This is a genomic window from Deltaproteobacteria bacterium, assembly GCA_005879535.1.
GTDB lineage: Bacteria > Myxococcota > Myxococcia > Myxococcales > 40CM-4-68-19 > 40CM-4-68-19.
Map to the genome: position 1 here is coordinate 61,189 of VBKI01000078.1, position 17,955 is coordinate 79,143.

The following is a 17,955-nucleotide window of genomic DNA, read 5'->3' on the forward strand; positions in this document are numbered from 1 at the left end:
GCCCCGTGGAGAAGCCCGGAACGCCCTGGCGCAATCTCGGCCGCGACGCATAGAATCGGATGCCAGTGGACCAAACGCGATGCTGCTCCTTCCGCGCGTCACACCGCTTGCGACGATAGCCTCGCTGATTGTCGCGGCGCCGGTCCGCGCCGAGACGCAGGTCGCGGCATATCTCGGCGTGTCGTCAACCGCAGAGTCCGACGTCACGCTTGCCGGGCAGAGCTTTCGCGCCGTCCAGTGGGAAACGCGCTCGCTGCGAGCGCCGCCGTACTACGGTTTGCGCGCCGCGTATTTCTTCGAACGGAGCGGATGGGGACTGGCGATCGATTTCTTTCACGACAAAGCGTATGCCGCGAGCGGAAGCATGGCGCCCGCATTGAGCCGGCTGAGCTTCTCGCACGGGCTCAACCATCTCATGATCGATCTCGACTGGCGCACCCGAGCCGGCCCGGTGCAGCCCTATGTGGCGCTCGGCGCTGGCACGCTCATCCCGCACGTCGAGGCGGAGTCGGGGACCACCGCGGTTGACGAGTACCAGTGGTTCCGTGGAGTGTCGCTCAAGGCAGCGGCCGGGTTCCAATGGCGGTTCGCCGGTCCGGCGGGCCTCTTTGTCGAGTACCGGCTCACGTTTGCACACTTACGCGTGTCCGCGCCGGGCGGGGACCTCTCGACCTCTCTCTGGACGAACCATCTCGCCGCAGGAGCGCTGCTCGCGCTGTGAGCATCTCGGCATGGAAATAGCGCAACGCCGCTGCTTCGCCGTCTTCTTCCTCACTTAGCCGCGGCACGAGTCGGCACCGTTGACCTCGTCAACTCGTCGATCGCCTTGAGCTGCGCCTTGGCCACGTCCGCAGTCAGCGGCAGGTACTTTCCGTCGCGCTGTACCGCCGCCTGTCCTTCCTGGCTGACGACGAAGCGGAGGAACTCGGCCACGCGGGGATTCATCGGCTTGCCTGGGGCTCGATCGGCATAGGCATAGATGCGCGAATAGAGCGGATAGGAACGATCATGCAGCGTCTCCAGCGAATAGGGGACGTAGGGCCCGCCATTCTTCTCGGCGACGGCCAGGATCTTCAAGCCGCGCGCCGCTTCACCCCCCAGCTTCGCCGTGGGCGCCGCCACGTACGCGATCCCGTACCGATCGTTCGCCAGGTCATCGCCGAGGCTGCGCTCGAGCTTGCCGTCCGCCGAGACATAGTTGGCGTAGATGCGCAAATGCTCGTTCCACTTGTCGCTGCCCTTGAGGATCATGTCGGAGATTTCGGTGGCCTGGTGGTAGCGCAGCGTGAGGCCGTAGACGTGGATGGGCTTGTCCTTCCACTCGCCGGTGAGGCCGAGCTGTCCCCAGGTACGGATGTTTTCCTCCTCTCCGCGCGCCGCCTGCGGCCGCCAGCTGGTACCGTCCCATCCGCCCAGCCGCTCCGAACCGAAGATGCCGTTGCACGACGCTGCCGTAGCCGGGCTGCCAGCCGGGAACGTCGTAAGACCCCGTAGCCACTTCGACCTCGACGGGTGAACGGTCCTTGTAACGCTCGAACATCTCCTGCTCGGCGAAGGTGACTTTGCGGCCGATGCCGACGTCGCCGTCGCCAAAAGTTAGAGAGGGCACCGCCGCCAGCGTGGTCTTCATCTGGTAATCGATGCGTGCGCCGGGCTGGTACTTGCGGAAGGCTGCTTCCCAGTACGAGCCCAGCGGACCGTCGGTGATGTAGTTGCTGCCGCGGATGCGGATGCTGCCGCTCACTTTCTGTTGCGGCTGGTAGTGCGGCAGTGCGCTGAGATCGAACTTGTTTGTGTACGAAAACTTCTTGCCGCGCGCCGTCATCATCCTGGCGCGGGCCGCCTGCATCTCCAGGCCCTCGGTGGATTCTTTCGCGGCGAGTGCCGTCGAAACCAGTAGAGCAACGCCCACGGCTGTCTTGATCATTGGTTCACTCCGGTGAATTGGTCGAGCTTCCTGAGTTCCTCGCGCGCCGCCTCTGCGGTGAGCGGCAGGTACTTGCCGTCGCGCTGCACCAGCTCCTGCGCTTCCCTGCTCAGGACGAAGCGGATGAACTCGCGCGTCTTCGCGTCCATGCGCGTCCCCGGCTTGACGCTCACCCAGAGCGATTGATCGCCCCAGAGCGGGTATGAGCGGTTTTGCACGGTATCGAGGCTGTAATCGACGTACGGGCCGGCAGTCGTTCTGGCCAGCGCCAGCACCTTGATCTCTTTGGGCAGGCCCTGGTGGAAGCGCACGTAACCGATCGCCGCCGGATCCTTGCGCACCTCGTCGACGACCTGGTCGGCTTCCAGATACGTGGTGCCGTCGGCGCGGCGATAGTTGCCATAGGCGTGCAGATCGCCGTTCCACTTGTCGCTCGCCTGCAGCACCTTGTTGGAGAACTCGATGGCAGTTGCGTAACGCAGGCTGTAACCGTGGACGTTGATGCGCTTGTCGGCCCATTCGCGAGCCAGACCGAGCTGACCCCACTTGCGGATATCCTGGTCGGGACCGCGCTTGAACTCGGGATGCCACGTGGTTCCCACCCAGCCGCCATCCCGGGCCGAGCCGAAGATGCCGTCGAGCTGCTGCAGGGTGATCTTCGCCAGCGGATTCTCCTTGTTGACGATGATCACGAAGTTGTTCTGCCAGCCCACGTAGTCGTATGAACCGGTGAAGGCGGAGAAGCCCACCGGCTCGTAGCCCTTCAGGCGGAGATGGCCGAGCGAATCGTAGAAGCTGGGCTCGTGGTTGATGGCGACGTCCGCCAGCCCGAAGTAGAGACCGGGAATGGCAATGGCCGCCGAGGGCAGGTAGTACTCGATGTGGATTCCCGGCTGGACCTTCTCAAACGCCTCCTTCCACCAGCGCCCCAGGGGCGCGTCGCCGACGTAGTTGTTGCCGTAGACGCGCAGCTTGCCGGTGGATTTTTCCTCCGGAACGTAATGGGGCAGGCCGCTCAGGTCGAACTTCTTCGTGTAGGCAACCGCGTTGGCGCGCGTCGACATGCGCGCCTTGCGCTCCGCCGCGGACCCCGGGGGAAGCTTGCGCGATTCCTCGGTTGGCTGCGACTGGTACTGCGCCGACGCCTGCTCCGCCACGAGGACTGCGGCGCAGAGGAAGGGGATCGAATGGATGAATTTCATGCTCGCCTCATTCCAGCTTCTTCAGCTGCTCACGGACATAGGTTGCGGGAATGGCGAAGTACGGGCCGTTGCGCGCAATGATCTCCTGTCCTTCGCGGCTGAGGATGAAGCGGAGGAACTCGCTCACTTTTGGTTCCAGCGGACGGCCCGGCGCCTTGTTCACGTAGATGTACGCGTCGCGTGCCAGCGGGTAGCTTCGGTTGGCGACGTTGTCGGAGGTGAGGGGAATGGCTGGGCCGTCCGGACTACGCGACACTGCGATCAGTTTGAGTCCCGGATAGCCGGGGCACTTCGAACCGTCGGGGTTCACGCAGGTGCCATTGACGTGCATCAAAGCGCCCCAGCCGATTCCGTACTTGTCCTTCTCCAACGCCTCGTACATCCGCTGGCTCGCGACGGCCCGGCCGTCCGCGTCGCCGGTGGCCTCTTTCATCTCCACGTATTCGCGGAAATTGGGATTCCATTTGACCGACCAGTGCATCACCATCCGCTCGAAGCTGACGGCGAACCCCGGGGCCACGTATCCGTAGGTCTGGATCTCCTTGTCCGCATAGTCGCCCTTCAGGCCGAGCTGACCCCAGGTGCGGATGTTGCCGTCGCGGCCGCGCGCATGCTTCGCGGTGAAGAGGAGGTTGTTCGCGGCGTTGGCGCCGATCTCCCAGCCACCGGTGCGCTCGGAGCCGAAGATGCGATCGAGCTGATCGATGGACACTCGCGCCAGCGGGTTGGCCTTGTTGACGACGATTGCCCAGGCGAAGAGCGTGCCGCGCTTGTCGTAGCCGCCGGTGGCGATGGAGATCTCCGTCGGCACGTAGCCGAAGGCGTTGAAGAACGGCATCTGGTCGGTGATCTTGGCGTCGTCACCCATCGGGGCGACGTCGGAAACGCCGGCGATCATCATCCCCAGCGCGCCCTCGCTGCTGGTCATGAAGTTGGTGGAGACCTTGGCGTCGGGCTGGAACTTCCGGAATCCTTCGGCCAACAGATCGACGACGCCCTTCAACTCGCTGCCGGCGATGCGCAGCCCGCCCACGACGTTGAGCTCCTTCTTGTACGGCGGAATGGCGTTCAGATCGGGCGCCTGGGCGAAGGTGGCCGAGGCGCAGAGGGTGGCGAGCAACGGGGCAATCGTCAGGTGAACGCGCATGGTGTCCTTTGCATCAGTCGAGCTTCCTGAGTTGTTCGAGCGCCACTGAGGCGGTCAGCGGCAGGTAGCCTCCGTCGCGGTCGACGATGCTCTGCCCCTCACGGCTGAGGATGAAGCGCAAGAACTCGCGCAGCCTCGGCTCTAGCGGCCGGCCCGGCGTGCGATTGAGGAAGATGTGGATGCTCCGCACCAACGGATACGTCCGGTCCTGGAACGTCTGGCGCGCAGGAAATACGTAGAAGCCGCCCTGGCGCGGCGCGAGCGCGATGGCCTTGATCCCGGCGATTCCCTTCGCCTGTGGCATCACCGTCCAGGCGATGCCGTAGCGGTCGTTGGCCAGCTCATCGCGCAGCATGTGGACGAGGCCCAGGCGCGGCCCGGCGCGGTCTTCGTCGGCGATCATCTTGCTGCCGCTCTCGACGAACTCGCGGAAGTTCGGGTTCCACTTGTCGCCGTTGTTCAGCACCGCCGACTGGAAGAAGCGGGCCGTGCCGGACGGCGCGTGGCCGTAGGTCTGGATGGGCTTGTCCGCCCATTCGCCGGTGAGGCCGAGCTGGCCCCAGGTGCGGATGTCGCCCTGCGCGCCACGACCGTCCGAAGGCGTCCACTTGAAGCCACGCATTCCCGCGGTGCGCTCGGCGCCGAAGATCCCGTCGAGCTGCGCGATGGTGAGCTTTCCGATGGGATTGTCCTTGTGGACGAAGACCACCAGCCCGTTGGAACGGCCCTCCGCGTCGAAGGAGCCGGTGGCAACGACGACGTCGGTGGGGGCATGCCCGTGCACTTCGTAGAACGAGAGGCTCTCGGTGAGCGTGGCATCGCCGCCGTCGGGCGCCAGGTCGGCGACGCCGGTCACCAGTGCGGGAATGGCAGCGTCGCTGGTCGGCAGATGGTCGACGAACCGCGCCGCCGGTTGCACCTTGGCGAACGCCTGCTCCCACAGCTTGACCAGGCCGCCCAGGCCGGAGCCGAAAATGCGGATGGTCCCGCTCGCCGCCGCCTGCGGCTGGTAGGCCGGAAGCGGCGATGCAGCGGCGACCAATCCGCAGATCAGGGCCACGGCAGGCATGATTCCTCAGGCCGGCGCAGGAGCGGTGGCGGAAACGGCTTCGACCTCGACGCTCACTTCGTGCGAGAGGCTCAGTGTCACCAGCGTGGCGAGCAGCCCGCACAGGGCCGCGAGCGAAAGCCAGGCGCCGGGCATCGCCTTGTTTCCGGTGGCGTGGATGAGCCAGGTCGCGATCATCGGCGTGAACCCGCCGAAGATGGCGGTGGCGAGGCTGTAGGCCAACGAGAACCCTGAGGTCCGGACCCGGGTCGGCATGATCTCGGTGAGGAAAGGAATCATCGCTCCGTTCCAGCACCCGAAGAGGAACGAGAGCCATAGCTCGACCGCCAGCAGCCGGCCGAAGGAAGGCGCTCCCACCAGCCACGACATCGCCGGGTAGGCAGTCACCAGCGCCAGCATCGCGCAGGCCAGGAGGATGGGCCGCCGGCCGATACGGTCGGAGAGCGAGCCGGAGACGGGCAGCCAGAGCAAGTTGGTCAGACCGACGCAGAGAGTGACGATGTAGCTGTCGTTCGGGTTCATCTTCAGGACCTGCTGGCCGAACGTCGGGGTGTACGCCGTGATCGTGTAGAACGACACGGTCGTCATGGTCACCAGCATCGCGCCCGTCAGGACGATGCGCCAGTTGATCATCGTGGAGCGGAGGATTTCCATCGGCGTGGGGTGGTGCTTGTGCTGCTTGCGCTTGAGGAAGTCCTCGGTCTCCGCCAGCGAGCGGCGGATGAGGAAGACGAAGGGAATGATGCCGCAACCGATCAGCAGCGGGATCCGCCAGCCCCAGGCGGTCATGTGCGCGCCGGAGACGTACTTGTGGAGCAGGGCGCCCAGAGTGGCGGCGAACACCACGGCCACCTGCTGACTGCCCGACTGCCACGAAGTATAGAAGCCCTTGCGGCCGGGAGTGGCGATCTCCGACAGGTACACGGAGACGCCACCCAACTCGACGCCGGCGGAGAACCCTTGCAGCAGCCGGCCGAGCAGAACCAGGAGCGGCGCGACGATTCCCAAGACCGCGTAGCCCGGAACGACGGCGATGGAGAGCGTGCCCATGGCCATCAGGGTGAGCGTGAGGATCAGCCCCTTGCGGCGCCCGTGATGGTCGATGTACGCGCCGAGGACCAGCGCACCCAGGGGACGCATGAGAAAGCCGGCGCCGAAAGTGGCGAGCGCGGCCATCAGCGAGGCGAACTCGCTCTGGCTGGGGAAGAACTCGGCTGCGATGGCCTTGGCGTAGTAGCCGTAGACCATGAAGTCGTACATCTCGAGGAAGTTGCCGCTCGCGACGCGGACGACGGAGCGGATCTTGGCGTTGCGTTCTTGTCGGGTGAGCATCGCTTCCTTTCGCGTCACTTGTGCGTTTCCTCGTGGTGCCAGAGGGCAACTCCCCAGGTCAGTCCAAAGCGCACTTCCACGTCGTTGTTGCCCGGTTGCGCCGCGTAGCGGACGGCCGCGTCGAGGGCGAGGCCGTCGCGCACCTGCCAGATCGCTCCCGCCAGCGCCGAGTATGTCGTGTCGTTCCCGAATTCGTGATCGGCGTAAATCTCGCCCAGACGAACCCGTCCAGCTGATGGTCGCGCGTCAGCGCCGCCGAGGTGTTGAGGTGCAGGCTGAGCGCTTCCCACCGGTAGGAGGTGATCAGGTTCGCTTGCGCTCCGAGGCCGCGGGTGCCGCCGAGCTCAGGAAGCAGCGGACCCGCCTCGAGCGCGATGCTGACGCCGCTCTCGCCCTGCAGCGTGCCGCGGCGGAGGATGCCCTTCAGGAAGATGTCGGTGTCGAGCAGCCGCATGCGCGGCTGGCCCGCTACGCTTTGCAGGCCGACGAAGTCCTTGAAGTCGACCACCAGCTCGAGTCCGCGCGCGACACCGAGATTGAGAACGGTGGCGGGCGCGACGATGTAGCGACCCTCGGGGCTGGAGAGGAAATGTGCCGGGCCCATTTCCAGCTCGAACTCGCCGACGTCGGCGACGTCGCCGTCGGTTCCGTCGAAGGGCCGGTAGGCGAACGCCGGACTCGCGAGCCCGATCCCCGCCGACAGCATGGCCAGAGCAAGGTTGAGTCTTCGCATGCGTCGCACGCTAGAGAGCCAGGCTGAACGGACGCTGACGCGATTCTGAAATCCCGTTCATCTTCAACGCGCGACCCGCAGCGCGCGGCGAAGGAAGCTGCTCACGCCCGTGTAAGCGAGGAAAAGGAGCGCCAGAGCGCCCGACACGAGGATCGCGGGGCCGACGACTCCGCCCACCATCCCGGTATGCCAGGACAGCGTCCAGAAGTAGGCCTGATGTCCCAGGCTGCTCCGTGCATAAGGGGTGAAACGAAGCACCCCACCGTCGTAGGCGTCGAGGAACAGCATCGTGCGCGCGTTGGCGTGCGGAGCGCCGCGCTCGATGGCGAAGATCTCGACGGGATCGCGCGCCTTGGCCGGGAAATGAATGAGCGCCTCGACCGGGTCCGGCACGAGCGACTGCACTTTTTGCCAGTAGGTCTCCATCTCCAGTCTCGTCTTGCCCGGGAGCGGCGTCGACTCCGGCTTCGTGGGCTTGGGCGAGGCGGTGATCCAGTAGATGCCGTCCTGGAACCAGTCGAACGCCTGGGGCAGCCCGGTGAGCGCGGTCGGAACGAGGATCAAGCTCGCGTAGACGCCCAGCACTTTGTGGAGATTGATTGTGCGCTCGCGCCCGCGCAGACGCGGATTGGGCTTGAGCGCCGGCTTCAACGACTTCAGGCGCCGCGGCCACCACAGGTAGATGCCCGCACCCGCGAGCATGAAGACGAGCAGCAAGGCGGCAGTGCCGCTGATGACGTTTCCGTTCTTGACGAACTTGAACTTGTGGAAGGCCTCCATGGTGCCGAAGAAGCCGCCGTAGCGGCCGCGCTGCCCAAGCACGACGCCGGTGCACGGATCGAAGAACACATCGTCCTGGAACCCGGGGCCTCTCAGCCGCACTTGAGTAGCGGGCAAGCGCGCCGATCCGGCCGGCGCTCCCTTGATCCGGATGTAATCGAATTCGCCCTCGCGGTGCGCTGCACGCGCATTGCTGACGAGCGCGTCGAGCGGCACGCGCGCGTCGCAGGCGGGCACAGTGAGCAGACTGCGGTAGACCGCCGGCTCCATCCGCGATCGATAGGAGAGAAGGATTCCCGTCGCGGCCATGAAGACCAGCACCAGGCCGATGGAGAGGCCCGTCCAGCGATGCCAGGAGAGCACGAGCCGGTGCATCACCGCGCGCATGCACTTCGTGCGCACGGGGATCGTCGCAGCCGCCGGAGGCGGCTGAGCGACTGCTTCCGGGACTGCACCGAGCGGCCTAGCGAGCATCGCCGCCTCGCAGCGCCGCGTCGACGAAGGTGTTGGTGTAGGTCTCTTCGACCCTCACCTGCTTGTACCTGGGATTCAACTCGGCGAGCACGCGCCGCTCTTGCTCCGCCGCGCCCCTCGGCATGCGGCCGTCGCCGGCGAACATGGGGATCTCCTCTTTCAGCGTCCGCAAGTACGCGACGCGATCCGGCCCGCTGATCTCCGGCGGAATCACGGCGAGGATTTCCTCAGGGCTGTGCGAGTGGATGAACCTCAGCGTCCGCACGAATCCATCCGCCAGCCGCTGGGCGATCTCGGGATGCGCCTTCACCCGCTCGCTGGTCATGTAGATGGTCGAGGAAGGAAAGAGCGCGCCAAGGAACTTGCGCGTGGTCTCCGCGGTGGTGAGATCGGCGAAGACGGTGGCAACGCCTTGCGCTTCGTAGTACGCGCCGTCCGGCGTGGGCGCGACGACCAGGTCCGCGCCGCCGCTGCGCAGCATGGCGGCGATCTTGTCCTTGCTCTCGTTGGCGATGCGCGTGTAGTCGGAAATGGCGTGGCCGCCTGCCAGCAGCAGCGCGTTGGCGACCGTGGTCTTCGACGAACCTGCGCCGCCGGCGATGATGCGGCTGCCCGCGAGGTCCTTGGGCGTCCTGTACTTGTCTCGCGCGTGGTTGGCCACGAGCACCTTGGTGCCGGGCGTCACGCCGAGCGTGACCACGGCCTCGAAATTTCGGCCCGCGGCCCGGTTGACGACGGTGTGATGGTAGTAAGCCATCACCGCGTCCACACGGCCGCTCATCAGCATCTCGGCGGTGGGAGCGTCGTCGCGGATGTTCATCACTGTGACGCCCTCGAGGTATCCGAGCCGCTCCGCGAGAACCACCGGGAAGTTGCGGATGGCCTTGATCTCGTCGACCAACAGGACGATCCGCTGCTGCGCAGGCGGCGTTGCGGGAGCGGCGGAGCAGAGCAGGGCGAACATCGCAGCAATGTGTCTCATGGGATTTGCCTCGCAGGCGCTGGATCGGCGAGCACCGGCGTCTTCTCCGCGCGCACGTTCTTCTTGTTCTCGCTCACGGCCTTCCACTTCGCGTTCGCGGTCAGCCGGGCGCGCACCTTGGACACCACGGCGTCGCGTGCGGCGAGCGCCTGATCGTTGCGATACTCGAGCACCAGCAGCGACTGCCACGGCCGCCCCGCCGGGTAGCGCGCCAGATAGACGGCGTGGCTGGCGAGAATACCTTCCTCGGACCACCCGGCGAGTTGGGGAAGGACGTAGTCGTCCAGATAGGCGATGTACTCCGCTGTCGGAACCATGACCTCGTAAGGGATGACGAGGAAGACGGGCTCGCTTTCCTTCACCTGTCCGCGGTGGCGCACGAGGGTCGCCGGTACGGTGTCGATCGCCGTAGTCAGCGCCAGCACGTTTGCGGGAAGCCCTGCGGGAAAGTCGCGCTCGATCCTCTTCCAGCGCGCAGCGTCCTTCAGCGTGAGGATCGCCATCGCGTCCCAGCCGCGCGAGTCGACGTGACGCGAGAAGAGCAGCTGGTACGCCTGCAGTGCGCCTTCGTCCTTCCAGCGCTGCAGCTGCCGCGCGCCGGAGCCTTCCAGCTCCCGGCGGAACGCGGCGCGATTCCCGGGTGCGGCCTGACAGGCGATGATCACCGATGCCGCGTCCTCCGCGGCGACGGCCGGAGAGGCGAGCAGGGCGGCGAGGACGAGCGCGACCGTCATTGCCGCTCACCCTCACCGATTATGGTGAAGCCATCGTGAACGGCTCCTGAAATCCCTTTCAGGTTCCGTCAGCGGCCGAAGGCGTACCCGATGATCGTCTTGACGACCAGGCGGTTGGATGCGCCCGTCAACCCCTCTCCCACGGCGACGTTGAGCTCCACTCCTCGCCAGGAGAGCACGTCGATCGCCTCGAACAGGTAGTGCTCCTGCTGCGCGACGGGGAGGAAGGAGCGCACCGGCCCCAGCGAGGCGAAGTATTCGACGCCGAGCGCGAGCCCGGCGAGCTTGACCTTCGCCATCGCGCCCGGCTCGAGACTCGGACCCTCGTGGCCGTCCGGCGCCGCCAGCGACATTCCGAGGTTGGGATTGATGGCGAAGAGCCAGCGGTCGTCTTCCCAGGCGACGATGGGCCGCACCTCGGCGCCCCAGCGCGAACGATCATAGGACGCCGGCAGCAGCGACAGCTCGAGGTTGATCCCCAGCCGCAGATGCTCGTGCCACCCGGGCGGGGTGACGAACTTGGAGCGGAGCTTGGCGCCCGCATAGTCAAAGGTGCCATCCGGCCGCAGCGAGCCCTGCAGATATCCGCCCAGCTCCCAGAACGACGTTACGCCGTACGACGGCTCCAGGGTCGCGTGCGCCTGGTGGTCGGGCGGCAGCTCCGGACTGACCGAGGACCGCAGGCCGCGGGCCACGTAGTTCAAGTGCAGCTCCAATCCAGGCTCGCCGGCGCTGTTCGCGGTCCCGTCGTAGACCTGGATTTCGAACGGGTCGAGCGCCGCGGCGGGCAGTGAGAGCAGCGACACGGCAACGAGCAGCCGGATCATCGCGGTCACTCGTGGGGAGCGAAGGTGAGGATGGTGAATGTGTCGGGGTAGTAGCGGTTCGGATAGAAGGGCGCGACCGCGCGGTTGATCCTCTTCTCGGGATCGGCCGTGCCTTCGGCGGTCACCAGGTAGACCTTCTTCGTCTTCGAATCGAGCGCCATCGTGCGCGCGTAAGGCCGCGTGGTGGTGGCTTCGGACAGCCGGTACGTGTCGGCGTCGAGCTGATCGTAGATCACCAGGTTCGCGTCGACGCCGTTGGACGTGTAGACCTTGTGCGCCGCGGCGTCGTAGACCACGCCGTCATTGCCCCGCCCGATCTCGTGCGTCGAGATCACTCGCCCCGACTGCGCGTCCATCACCGCCAGCACCGGCTTGGCGCCGCGGCAACCGACGAAAACGCGCTGGCCAGCGCGGTCGTACGCCACGCCGGTGGGCTGCTCGCAGCCGTCGGTCTTCCACTGCGCGTCGAGCCGGTGGGCGGCCATGTCGATCTTCGCCACCAGGTTGCGGTCGCGCAGCGCCATGAAGAGATGGCCCTCGCCGTCGGGAACGGCGCCATCCAGCTTCTTGCTCTCCATCGGCAGCGCCCCGAGCGGCTTGCCGGTCTTCGCCTCGAGAAACGCGATCTTCTGACTGTCGCCCATGGTGAAAGCGATCTGCTTCGTCACCGGATCGTAGATGCCGGCATCGGCGTCCTCCCCCAGCTTGATGCGCTCGATGGTCTCCAGCGTGGAGAGGCGGAACGCGGTGGTCGAGCCGTCACCGTTGGTGGTGTAGCCGCGGTCGAATTCCGGCACCAACGTGACGGCGTTGGCGTCGTCCGAGTTGGCGATGGTGCGCACCACGCGTCCGGCTTTCACGTCGTAGACGGTCACGCCGTCGGCGCGGCGACCGATGAACAGATAGCCGCGGCGCTCATCGAGCGTCACGTAGTCCCATTCCGGCGAAGGGCTCTTGAGGACCGCCGACGCTTCCAGCCGGTAGAACTGCTGCGCCGGCGCGACCTCGAAGCGGAGGATGGCCGCTCCGGTCCTGCCCTCGCCGGGCGAGACGGCGACGAAGAGCCGCTTCATCTCCGGTACCAGGATACCGGTTTTCGCGCCCGGCGCTGTCGGTACGCGCGCCAGCTCCCGGTAATGGTCCGCGTCGTCCTGCTGGAACACGCCGATGTACCCTTCGCCGCCGAGCGCATAGATACGCCGGTTGGCGGCGTCCCAGATGACCTGATCGCACCGCTCGGGCGCCTTGAAGCTGGCCACCGTCGCGCCGCCATTGGCGTCGAGGACGATCAGCTTCCCGGGTTTGCGCGTGATCACGAACAGGCGACGGTGCTCCTCGTCGAACGCGAGGGGCGCGTTCTGTTCCGCTTCCTTGATCGGCCAGGTCGTGATCACCTTGAGGTCGCGCTTGTCCACCACCGCCATCTCGTTCCTGCCGGTGACGTTGACGTAGAGGCGGCTCCCCTTCTCCTCCACGGCCACGGCTTCGACCTTGTCGGTATCGAATTCGAGGTCGCCGAGGCGCTTCAGGGTCAGGGGATCGACGGCCGACAGATATGTCTTGTGCATCTTCGCGTCGCGGCCGCCGTTGACGATGTAGAGACGACCAGTGGAGGCGTCGTACGCCATCGCGTCAGCGGCGGGCGCCGCCAGCCGAAGCGTCTGCTCCGCGCTCCCGTCGATGATCCGCGTAGCCATCGCCTCGCCGCCGCTGTCGGTGACGATCAGGCGTTTCTTCTCCGGCAGGTAGAAGACCCCGTGCGGCGTATCCACGACGCCCCGCAAACTCTTGCGCAGCGCACCGGTCTTCAGGTCGAAGACGTCGAGCGAGCCGTGGTCCTCGGCTGCGAGCCACAGCCGGCGGCTTGGCAGGTCATATGCGAAATGGTCGAAGTCGCCGGTGTAGCCGGGCATCTCGGTGCGGCCTGCGAGGCGCAAGGCGTCGGTGGCGGCGCGGGCGGGAATCACGGCGCTGAGGGATGCGAACAAGACTGCAACGGTGGCTCTCATCTTCATGCCTCTTTTTCAGGGATCCAGCTCGACCAGCTTCTCCAATGAGGGAATGCGTGCGCGGAGCTCGTCGCGAATCTTTTCTGCCTGGGACACGAAGGCCTTCCCGTCGTCGCCCTTGCGCAGCGGCCACCCGACGGTGAGCGCACCGACGGCGCCGCCGTTGGCGTCGAGCAGCGGGAGCTCCACCTCGTACCGCTTGCCGCCCGACTGCGCGCCGGCGCGCGGTTGCCCCGGGACGAGCTCGTCGGCCTTCATCCCGATGCGGCCGAAGCTGGAGGCGACGATCACGTAGTCGCGACCCTTCGGCGGCCGCGCGTGCAACGCCAACAGATCGATCTCGGCATGGCGGGTGAGCGTCGCGTCGATCAGCTTCTGCGCGTAAGTCCTGGTGGTGGCGAGCGACTCGAAGGGGTACGGTTCCACCAGGGATCCCGCGTCGCGAATTCGCCGCGCCAGCCAGTCGCGGATGGACACCGCTCGCTTCTCCAGAGCGGCCTTGCTCGCACCCCCTCGATAAGGAAAGACGATGCCGAGCGCGCCGATGGTGTTACCGGCGAGGTCGTGCATCGGCATCTCCACTTCGAAGCGGCTGCCGCCGTGGGCCACTTCCAGGTTGGTGTTGCCGGTGGTGATGACGCGCATATCGTCGTCGTCTGCTACCTTGCCGATCCGGCCGATGTTGGACGCGATGATCGGGTAGGTCGCCACGCCGGGCGGCGAGACGTGCATGACTACGACGAGCAGGCCGCGCTCCTTCGCCGTCACCTGATCGACCAGCTCCTGGCCGTACCCCTTCACGGGTAGCTGCTGAGCGCGCAGCGGCTGGGCAAGAGCGAAGGCGGCGAGGGCGAGGAGAGCGGTCCGCATGCGTCACTCCAGCTTGGCCCGCTCTTCGCGGACCGTTTCGGGTGTGAGCGGGATGTAGACGCCTTCCCGCGCGACCACGTCCTGCCCCTCGCGGCTGAGGACGAGCTGGAGGAATTCCTTCACCTTCGGCTCGAGCGCCTTGCCAGGCGGGCGGTTGACGAAGATGTAGACGAAGCGGCTGAGGGGGTAAGCGTGCGAGTAGACGTTCTCGACGGTGGGCGCGAGGAACGGTGTGCCCTCCTTTTCCGCGATCGGCAGCACCTTGACGTTGCTCGTGACGTTGGAGAGCAGCGCATAGGTGAGTCCGCCGGGCTTGTGCGCCATGTCCTCTGCAGCGACGGTGAACGCGTGAGTGAAGCCCTTGCCCTTGACGAACTCGATCCCGTCCCTGTAGTCGCCGCCGAGCAACAGCCGCTGCTTGAGGAACTGCTCGATGCCATTGACGGGCTTGAGCCCGTAGAGGTGGATGGGCCGCGCTGCCCAGTCGCCCTTCAGTCCGACGTCGCCCCAGGTCCGGATGTCCGCGTGTCCGCGCAGCCGGGTCTTCGAATAGATGGCATCGAGCTGGGCCATGGTCAGGCCCTGGAGGGGATTGTCCTTGTCGACGAAGATGACCGAGGTGGCCGTCTTCCCCAAAGAACCCACGCTGCCGGTCGCCACCTTGATGGCGAGCGGCTTGTAGCCGAACTTGTCGACGAATGCCTTCTCCTCGGCCGGCAACAGCTCGCGGCCCACGGGAGCCAGCTCGGCGCGTCCGTCAGTGAGCGCCGGGCCGCCGGTGCCGGAGGCGCGCGCCTCCATCGTGACGCTGAGGCGCGGATACGCCTTGCGGAAGAGCCGCACCCAGCCGAGCGTGATCTCGTCCATCACGTCGGCGCCGACCAGGTGCAGTTCCTCCTCGGGCGCGACGGTGAGCTCGGCTGGTTTCCAGGAGGCGATGGCCGGATCGACGGCGAGCCGGTGCTCGGGCGCCGCATACTTGAGCGCGAAGGCGGGCGCGGCGGCGAGGGCGGCGAGAATCGTTGCGATGCGAAGCGCGCGCATGATCATCTCGCCGGCTTGAAGAGGTCGGGGTACGAAGCGATCCGCTGTTTCAGGTCGTCGCGCAGCGCGGTGGCGGCGACGAAGAACTCGGTCTCGCTTTTCGCCACCGGCGAGGGAGTCTTGTAGGCGAGCACCAGTAGCCCCACGTTCTCGCCCGACGAGTCGCGCAGCGGCATCATCATCACGAACTTCTTCACCGCGTCGTTCGCTCTGTGCCAGCGCGGGTCGACGATGGTGATGCCCTTCGTGATGACGTCGACGTCGTCGGGATCGTCGGGGTTGCCGATGCGCTCGGGGAACGAGCCGGCGAACATGGTGTAGACCTTGTCGAGTCCCGGCGGGACGCCGTGGAACGTCACGCTGATCAGCTCGGGATGCTGCGACATGATTTCGTCGGCCAACGCCTGCGCGCGGATCTTTTCCGCCGGCGCGGTCCAGTTCTTCTTCTTGGGGCCCTCGGCGGCCCAAAGGACCGAGGCGTAGGCGAGGCAAAGGGCGGCGGCGAGCAGGGACCGGATGACCTTCATCGGAATCTCCAGAGTCGCTTCGGCGACGCGCGCGAGATTGACGCGGCCGACTAAAGACAACCTGACGCGATTCTGAAATCCGTTTCAGGTCATGACCGGCAGGGCTCTCCCGCCCGGTGGACAGACGCCCGATCGTGCCCTTGGAACGACTCCGACACAGGTATAGGGAATCCCCAGTACCCGCTGCCGCACCGAAGGTGCGGCTTTGCGGCTACGCTCTAGGCTGTACACGTTAAAGACCACAGGGCTCCCGTCCGGGGGATGGACCGTGAAGGTCTTGATCATCGAAGATCAATTTCGTCTCGGCGAGTTCCTGCAGGCAGCGCTCACCGAATGCCGTTACACGGCGCGCTGGGTCCGCACCTGCAAGGACGCCTCCGACGCGCTCGCCGATACGCCCTTCGATCTGGTGGTTCTCGACCTCGGGCTGCCCGATGGCGACGGCATGGAACTGCTCAAGGAGTGGCGCAAGAGCGGCTTCAACGAGCCGGTCTTGATTCTCAGTGCGCGCGACTCGGTCGAGGATCGGGTCAAAGGACTCGATCACGGCGCCGACGACTACATGCCCAAGCCTTTCAGCCGTGAGGAGTTGCTCGCGCGCATCCGCTCGCTGGTCCGGCGGCAGTCCACCGTCAAGCAGACGGTGCTCGAGCACGCGGGCATCCGCCTCGACCTGCTCGGACATACCGTGCAGGTCAACGGCAAGCCCGTCGATCTCACCAGCCGCGAATATGCGCTGCTGGAGATCTTCATGCAAAACCACGGGCGCATCCTTCCCCGTACCCTGATCACCGACAAGATCTGGGCCTCGAGCTACGACGTGGACACCAACCTGCTGGACGTCTACATGAGCCGGTTGCGCGCCAAGCTGGAGTCGACCTCGGGCAAGCCTCTCTTCAAGACGGTGCGCGGGGTCGGATATCAGCTGCTATGAAGTCGATTGGAACGCGGATCGCGGCCTGGTACGCGACCGCTGCCACCGCTACTCTCGCCTGCCTCTTCGTCGTCGGTTACCTGCTGCTGGAGAAGCAGCTGGTTCACGGCCTCGATCTGCTGATCGAGACGGAATTCCGTCAGATCGAGACGCGTCTGGGACCGGACTACCGCACCCTCAGCCCGCAGGCGATCGAGACGCGCATCCGCGAGATTACCGACTACGCCTCGACGCTGTTCTACATCGACATGCACATCCCGGGGAAAGGGGTGATCTTCCGCTCCACCAACCTGATCGGTCACGACATTCCCGACGTTCCCGGCGCGCGCAGGTACACGATCGAGGTGCCCGACATCGGCGAGGTGCGCGCCGAGGAATTCCACAAGATGCCCTTCGAGGCCACCATCGCCACGCCGATGCGGCCGGTGCGCGACGTGATGGACAGCTACATCAAGGTCTGCGTGCTGCTGCTCGCGGCAATGGTGATCGCCAGCCTCGTCATCGGGCGTGCGCTGTCCCGCTTCGTTCTCTGGCCGGTGCGGTTGATCCGGGACACCGCCAAGCGCCTCGGTCACGACAATCTGAGCGAGCGGATCCCGGTCCCCGACGTCCACGACGAGATCTCGGACCTGGCGCGGCTGCTGAACGAGATGTTCGATCGTCTGGAGGTCTCCTTCCACCAGGTGCGCCGCTTTACCGCCGACGCTTCGCACGAGCTGAAGATCCCGCTCTCGCTCATCAGCCTGCACGCGGAGAAGATGCTGGTGGACGGCAACCTCCCGCCTGCGCAGCGCGAGGCGGTGCAGGTGCAGTTGGAGGAGATCGCGCGCCTCAACCGGATCATCGACGAGCTGCTCTTCCTCTCCAAAGCCGACGCGCGCGCGGTCAAGCTCGATCTGCGGCCGCAGAGCCCGGCGCCTCTGGTGCAGGCTTTCGCCCAGGACGCCTCGGTGCTCGCCGAGCACCACGGCCGCCGCTTCAGCTTCGAGCACCAGGGCGAAGGGAACGTCGCCCTCGATTCGAAGTGGATGCGCCAGGTGCTGCTCAACTTGCTGACCAACGCCATCCACGTTTCGCCCGCCGACGGATTGATCTCGATGCACTCGGAGCTCACCGCGGAGCGCTGGCGTGTGAGCATGGAGGACCAGGGGCCGGGCCTGACCGCCGAGCAGCGCGAACGGATGTTCGAGCGCTTCGTCCGCCTGACCACGCCGCGGAACGATTATGACGGCAGTGGCCTGGGCCTCGCCATCTGCCGCAGCATCGTTACCCTGCACGGCGGGCACATCTCGGCTGCGCCGGGTTCCCAAGGCCGCGGGCTGCGGGTGACCACGGAAATTCCCACCCCGCCAGCTACGGCGTGA

Annotated in this window: 18 protein-coding genes; 3 read left to right on the top strand and 15 right to left on the bottom strand. The window is 66.0% G+C overall.

Features of this window, described 5'->3' with window-relative positions; translation table 11 throughout:
• Positions 1-79 precede the first annotated feature (79 nt).
• Positions 80-721: a hypothetical protein gene (locus E6J58_18150; protein TMB34673.1), complete on the top strand. Its 642-nt coding sequence runs from the start codon at positions 80-82 to the stop codon at positions 719-721.
• A 50-nt stretch (positions 722-771) separates the two neighbouring features.
• Here E6J58_18150 and E6J58_18155 read toward each other — a convergent pair whose 3' ends face one another.
• The 15 genes from E6J58_18155 to E6J58_18225 all read right to left on the bottom strand — a co-directional run bounded on the left by E6J58_18155 (position 772) and on the right by E6J58_18225 (position 15,657).
• The gene (locus tag E6J58_18155; GenBank protein TMB34674.1) at positions 772-1,251 is read right to left on the bottom strand and encodes a hypothetical protein; all 480 of its coding nucleotides are present in this window, start codon (positions 1,249-1,251) and stop codon (positions 772-774) included.
• Positions 1,154-1,927, bottom strand: coding sequence for a hypothetical protein (locus tag E6J58_18160; protein ID TMB34675.1), 774 nt, complete (start codon positions 1,925-1,927; stop codon positions 1,154-1,156). Before E6J58_18160 ends, E6J58_18155 begins: the two co-directional genes overlap by 98 nt.
• Entirely contained in the window at positions 1,924-3,129 is a 1,206-nt protein-coding gene (locus E6J58_18165) for a phosphate ABC transporter substrate-binding protein (GenBank protein ID TMB34676.1), read from the bottom strand. Before E6J58_18165 ends, E6J58_18160 begins: the two co-directional genes overlap by 4 nt.
• Before the next feature lie 7 nt (positions 3,130-3,136).
• Positions 3,137-4,276: a hypothetical protein gene (locus E6J58_18170; GenBank protein ID TMB34677.1), complete on the bottom strand. Its 1,140-nt coding sequence runs from the start codon at positions 4,274-4,276 to the stop codon at positions 3,137-3,139.
• Between the two features lie 13 nt (positions 4,277-4,289).
• A complete protein-coding gene (locus E6J58_18175; GenBank protein TMB34678.1) occupies positions 4,290-5,345 on the bottom strand; it encodes a phosphate ABC transporter substrate-binding protein in 1,056 nt (351 codons plus the stop codon).
• A 6-nt stretch (positions 5,346-5,351) separates the two neighbouring features.
• On the bottom strand, positions 5,352-6,677 hold the full coding sequence (locus tag E6J58_18180; protein TMB34704.1) for an MFS transporter: 1,326 nt from the start codon (positions 6,675-6,677) through the stop codon (positions 5,352-5,354).
• 58 nt (positions 6,678-6,735) lie between these two features.
• The gene (locus tag E6J58_18185) at positions 6,736-7,410 is read right to left on the bottom strand and encodes a hypothetical protein (protein ID TMB34679.1); all 675 of its coding nucleotides are present in this window, start codon (positions 7,408-7,410) and stop codon (positions 6,736-6,738) included.
• A gap of 63 nt (positions 7,411-7,473) precedes the next feature.
• Positions 7,474-8,664, bottom strand: coding sequence for a PepSY domain-containing protein (locus tag E6J58_18190; GenBank protein ID TMB34680.1), 1,191 nt, complete (start codon positions 8,662-8,664; stop codon positions 7,474-7,476).
• Complete coding sequence (locus E6J58_18195) at positions 8,654-9,646, bottom strand: nitrate ABC transporter substrate-binding protein (protein TMB34681.1); 993 nt, start codon at positions 9,644-9,646, stop codon at positions 8,654-8,656. Before E6J58_18195 ends, E6J58_18190 begins: the two co-directional genes overlap by 11 nt.
• Positions 9,643-10,380, bottom strand: a complete 738-nt coding sequence (locus E6J58_18200; protein TMB34682.1) for a hypothetical protein — start codon at positions 10,378-10,380, stop codon at positions 9,643-9,645. The genes E6J58_18195 and E6J58_18200 overlap by 4 nt, the downstream gene beginning before the upstream one ends.
• 68 nt (positions 10,381-10,448) lie before the next feature.
• On the bottom strand, positions 10,449-11,207 hold the full coding sequence (locus tag E6J58_18205) for a hypothetical protein (protein TMB34683.1): 759 nt from the start codon (positions 11,205-11,207) through the stop codon (positions 10,449-10,451).
• A gap of 5 nt (positions 11,208-11,212) precedes the next feature.
• On the bottom strand, positions 11,213-12,226 hold the full coding sequence (locus E6J58_18210; protein ID TMB34705.1) for a YncE family protein: 1,014 nt from the start codon (positions 12,224-12,226) through the stop codon (positions 11,213-11,215).
• Between the two features lie 1,005 nt (positions 12,227-13,231).
• On the bottom strand, positions 13,232-14,086 hold the full coding sequence (locus E6J58_18215) for a hypothetical protein (GenBank protein ID TMB34684.1): 855 nt from the start codon (positions 14,084-14,086) through the stop codon (positions 13,232-13,234).
• Between the two features lie 3 nt (positions 14,087-14,089).
• A complete protein-coding gene (locus E6J58_18220; GenBank protein ID TMB34685.1) occupies positions 14,090-15,136 on the bottom strand; it encodes a phosphate ABC transporter substrate-binding protein, PhoT family in 1,047 nt (348 codons plus the stop codon).
• Positions 15,133-15,657 (bottom strand): hypothetical protein, encoded by a 525-nt coding sequence (locus E6J58_18225; GenBank protein TMB34686.1) that lies wholly within the window; start codon positions 15,655-15,657, stop codon positions 15,133-15,135. The genes E6J58_18220 and E6J58_18225 overlap by 4 nt, the downstream gene beginning before the upstream one ends.
• A 268-nt stretch (positions 15,658-15,925) precedes the next feature.
• Here E6J58_18225 and E6J58_18230 point away from each other — a divergent pair, with 268 nt between their 5' ends.
• Both E6J58_18230 and E6J58_18235 read left to right on the top strand, forming a co-directional pair.
• A complete protein-coding gene (locus tag E6J58_18230; GenBank protein TMB34687.1) occupies positions 15,926-16,591 on the top strand; it encodes a response regulator transcription factor in 666 nt (221 codons plus the stop codon).
• A complete protein-coding gene (locus tag E6J58_18235; protein TMB34688.1) occupies positions 16,588-17,955 on the top strand; it encodes a HAMP domain-containing protein in 1,368 nt (455 codons plus the stop codon). The genes E6J58_18230 and E6J58_18235 overlap by 4 nt, the downstream gene beginning before the upstream one ends.

Bases quoted from the DNA above. Each gene is read 5' to 3' on its own strand.
- E6J58_18215 (TMB34684.1), bottom strand. From the start codon at position 14,086: ATGCGGACCGCTCTCCTCGCCCTCGCCGCCTTCGCTCTTGCCCAGCCG.
- E6J58_18175 (TMB34678.1), bottom strand. From the start codon at position 5,345: ATGCCTGCCGTGGCCCTGATCTGCGGATTGGTCGCCGCTGCATCGCCG.
- E6J58_18155 (TMB34674.1), bottom strand. From the start codon at position 1,251: ATGATCCTCAAGGGCAGCGACAAGTGGAACGAGCATTTGCGCATCTAC.
- E6J58_18165 (TMB34676.1), bottom strand. From the start codon at position 3,129: ATGAAATTCATCCATTCGATCCCCTTCCTCTGCGCCGCAGTCCTCGTG.
- E6J58_18180 (TMB34704.1), bottom strand. From the start codon at position 6,677: ATGCTCACCCGACAAGAACGCAACGCCAAGATCCGCTCCGTCGTCCGC.
- E6J58_18205 (TMB34683.1), bottom strand. From the start codon at position 11,207: ATGATCCGGCTGCTCGTTGCCGTGTCGCTGCTCTCACTGCCCGCCGCG.
- E6J58_18160 (TMB34675.1), bottom strand. From the start codon at position 1,927: ATGATCAAGACAGCCGTGGGCGTTGCTCTACTGGTTTCGACGGCACTC.
- E6J58_18235 (TMB34688.1), top strand. From the start codon at position 16,588: ATGAAGTCGATTGGAACGCGGATCGCGGCCTGGTACGCGACCGCTGCC.
- E6J58_18225 (TMB34686.1), bottom strand. From the start codon at position 15,657: ATGAAGGTCATCCGGTCCCTGCTCGCCGCCGCCCTTTGCCTCGCCTAC.
- E6J58_18220 (TMB34685.1), bottom strand. From the start codon at position 15,136: ATGATCATGCGCGCGCTTCGCATCGCAACGATTCTCGCCGCCCTCGCC.
- E6J58_18190 (TMB34680.1), bottom strand. From the start codon at position 8,664: ATGCTCGCTAGGCCGCTCGGTGCAGTCCCGGAAGCAGTCGCTCAGCCG.
- E6J58_18200 (TMB34682.1), bottom strand. From the start codon at position 10,380: ATGACGGTCGCGCTCGTCCTCGCCGCCCTGCTCGCCTCTCCGGCCGTC.
- E6J58_18185 (TMB34679.1), bottom strand. From the start codon at position 7,410: ATGCGAAGACTCAACCTTGCTCTGGCCATGCTGTCGGCGGGGATCGGG.
- E6J58_18150 (TMB34673.1), top strand. From the start codon at position 80: ATGCTGCTCCTTCCGCGCGTCACACCGCTTGCGACGATAGCCTCGCTG.
- E6J58_18170 (TMB34677.1), bottom strand. From the start codon at position 4,276: ATGCGCGTTCACCTGACGATTGCCCCGTTGCTCGCCACCCTCTGCGCC.
- E6J58_18195 (TMB34681.1), bottom strand. From the start codon at position 9,646: ATGAGACACATTGCTGCGATGTTCGCCCTGCTCTGCTCCGCCGCTCCC.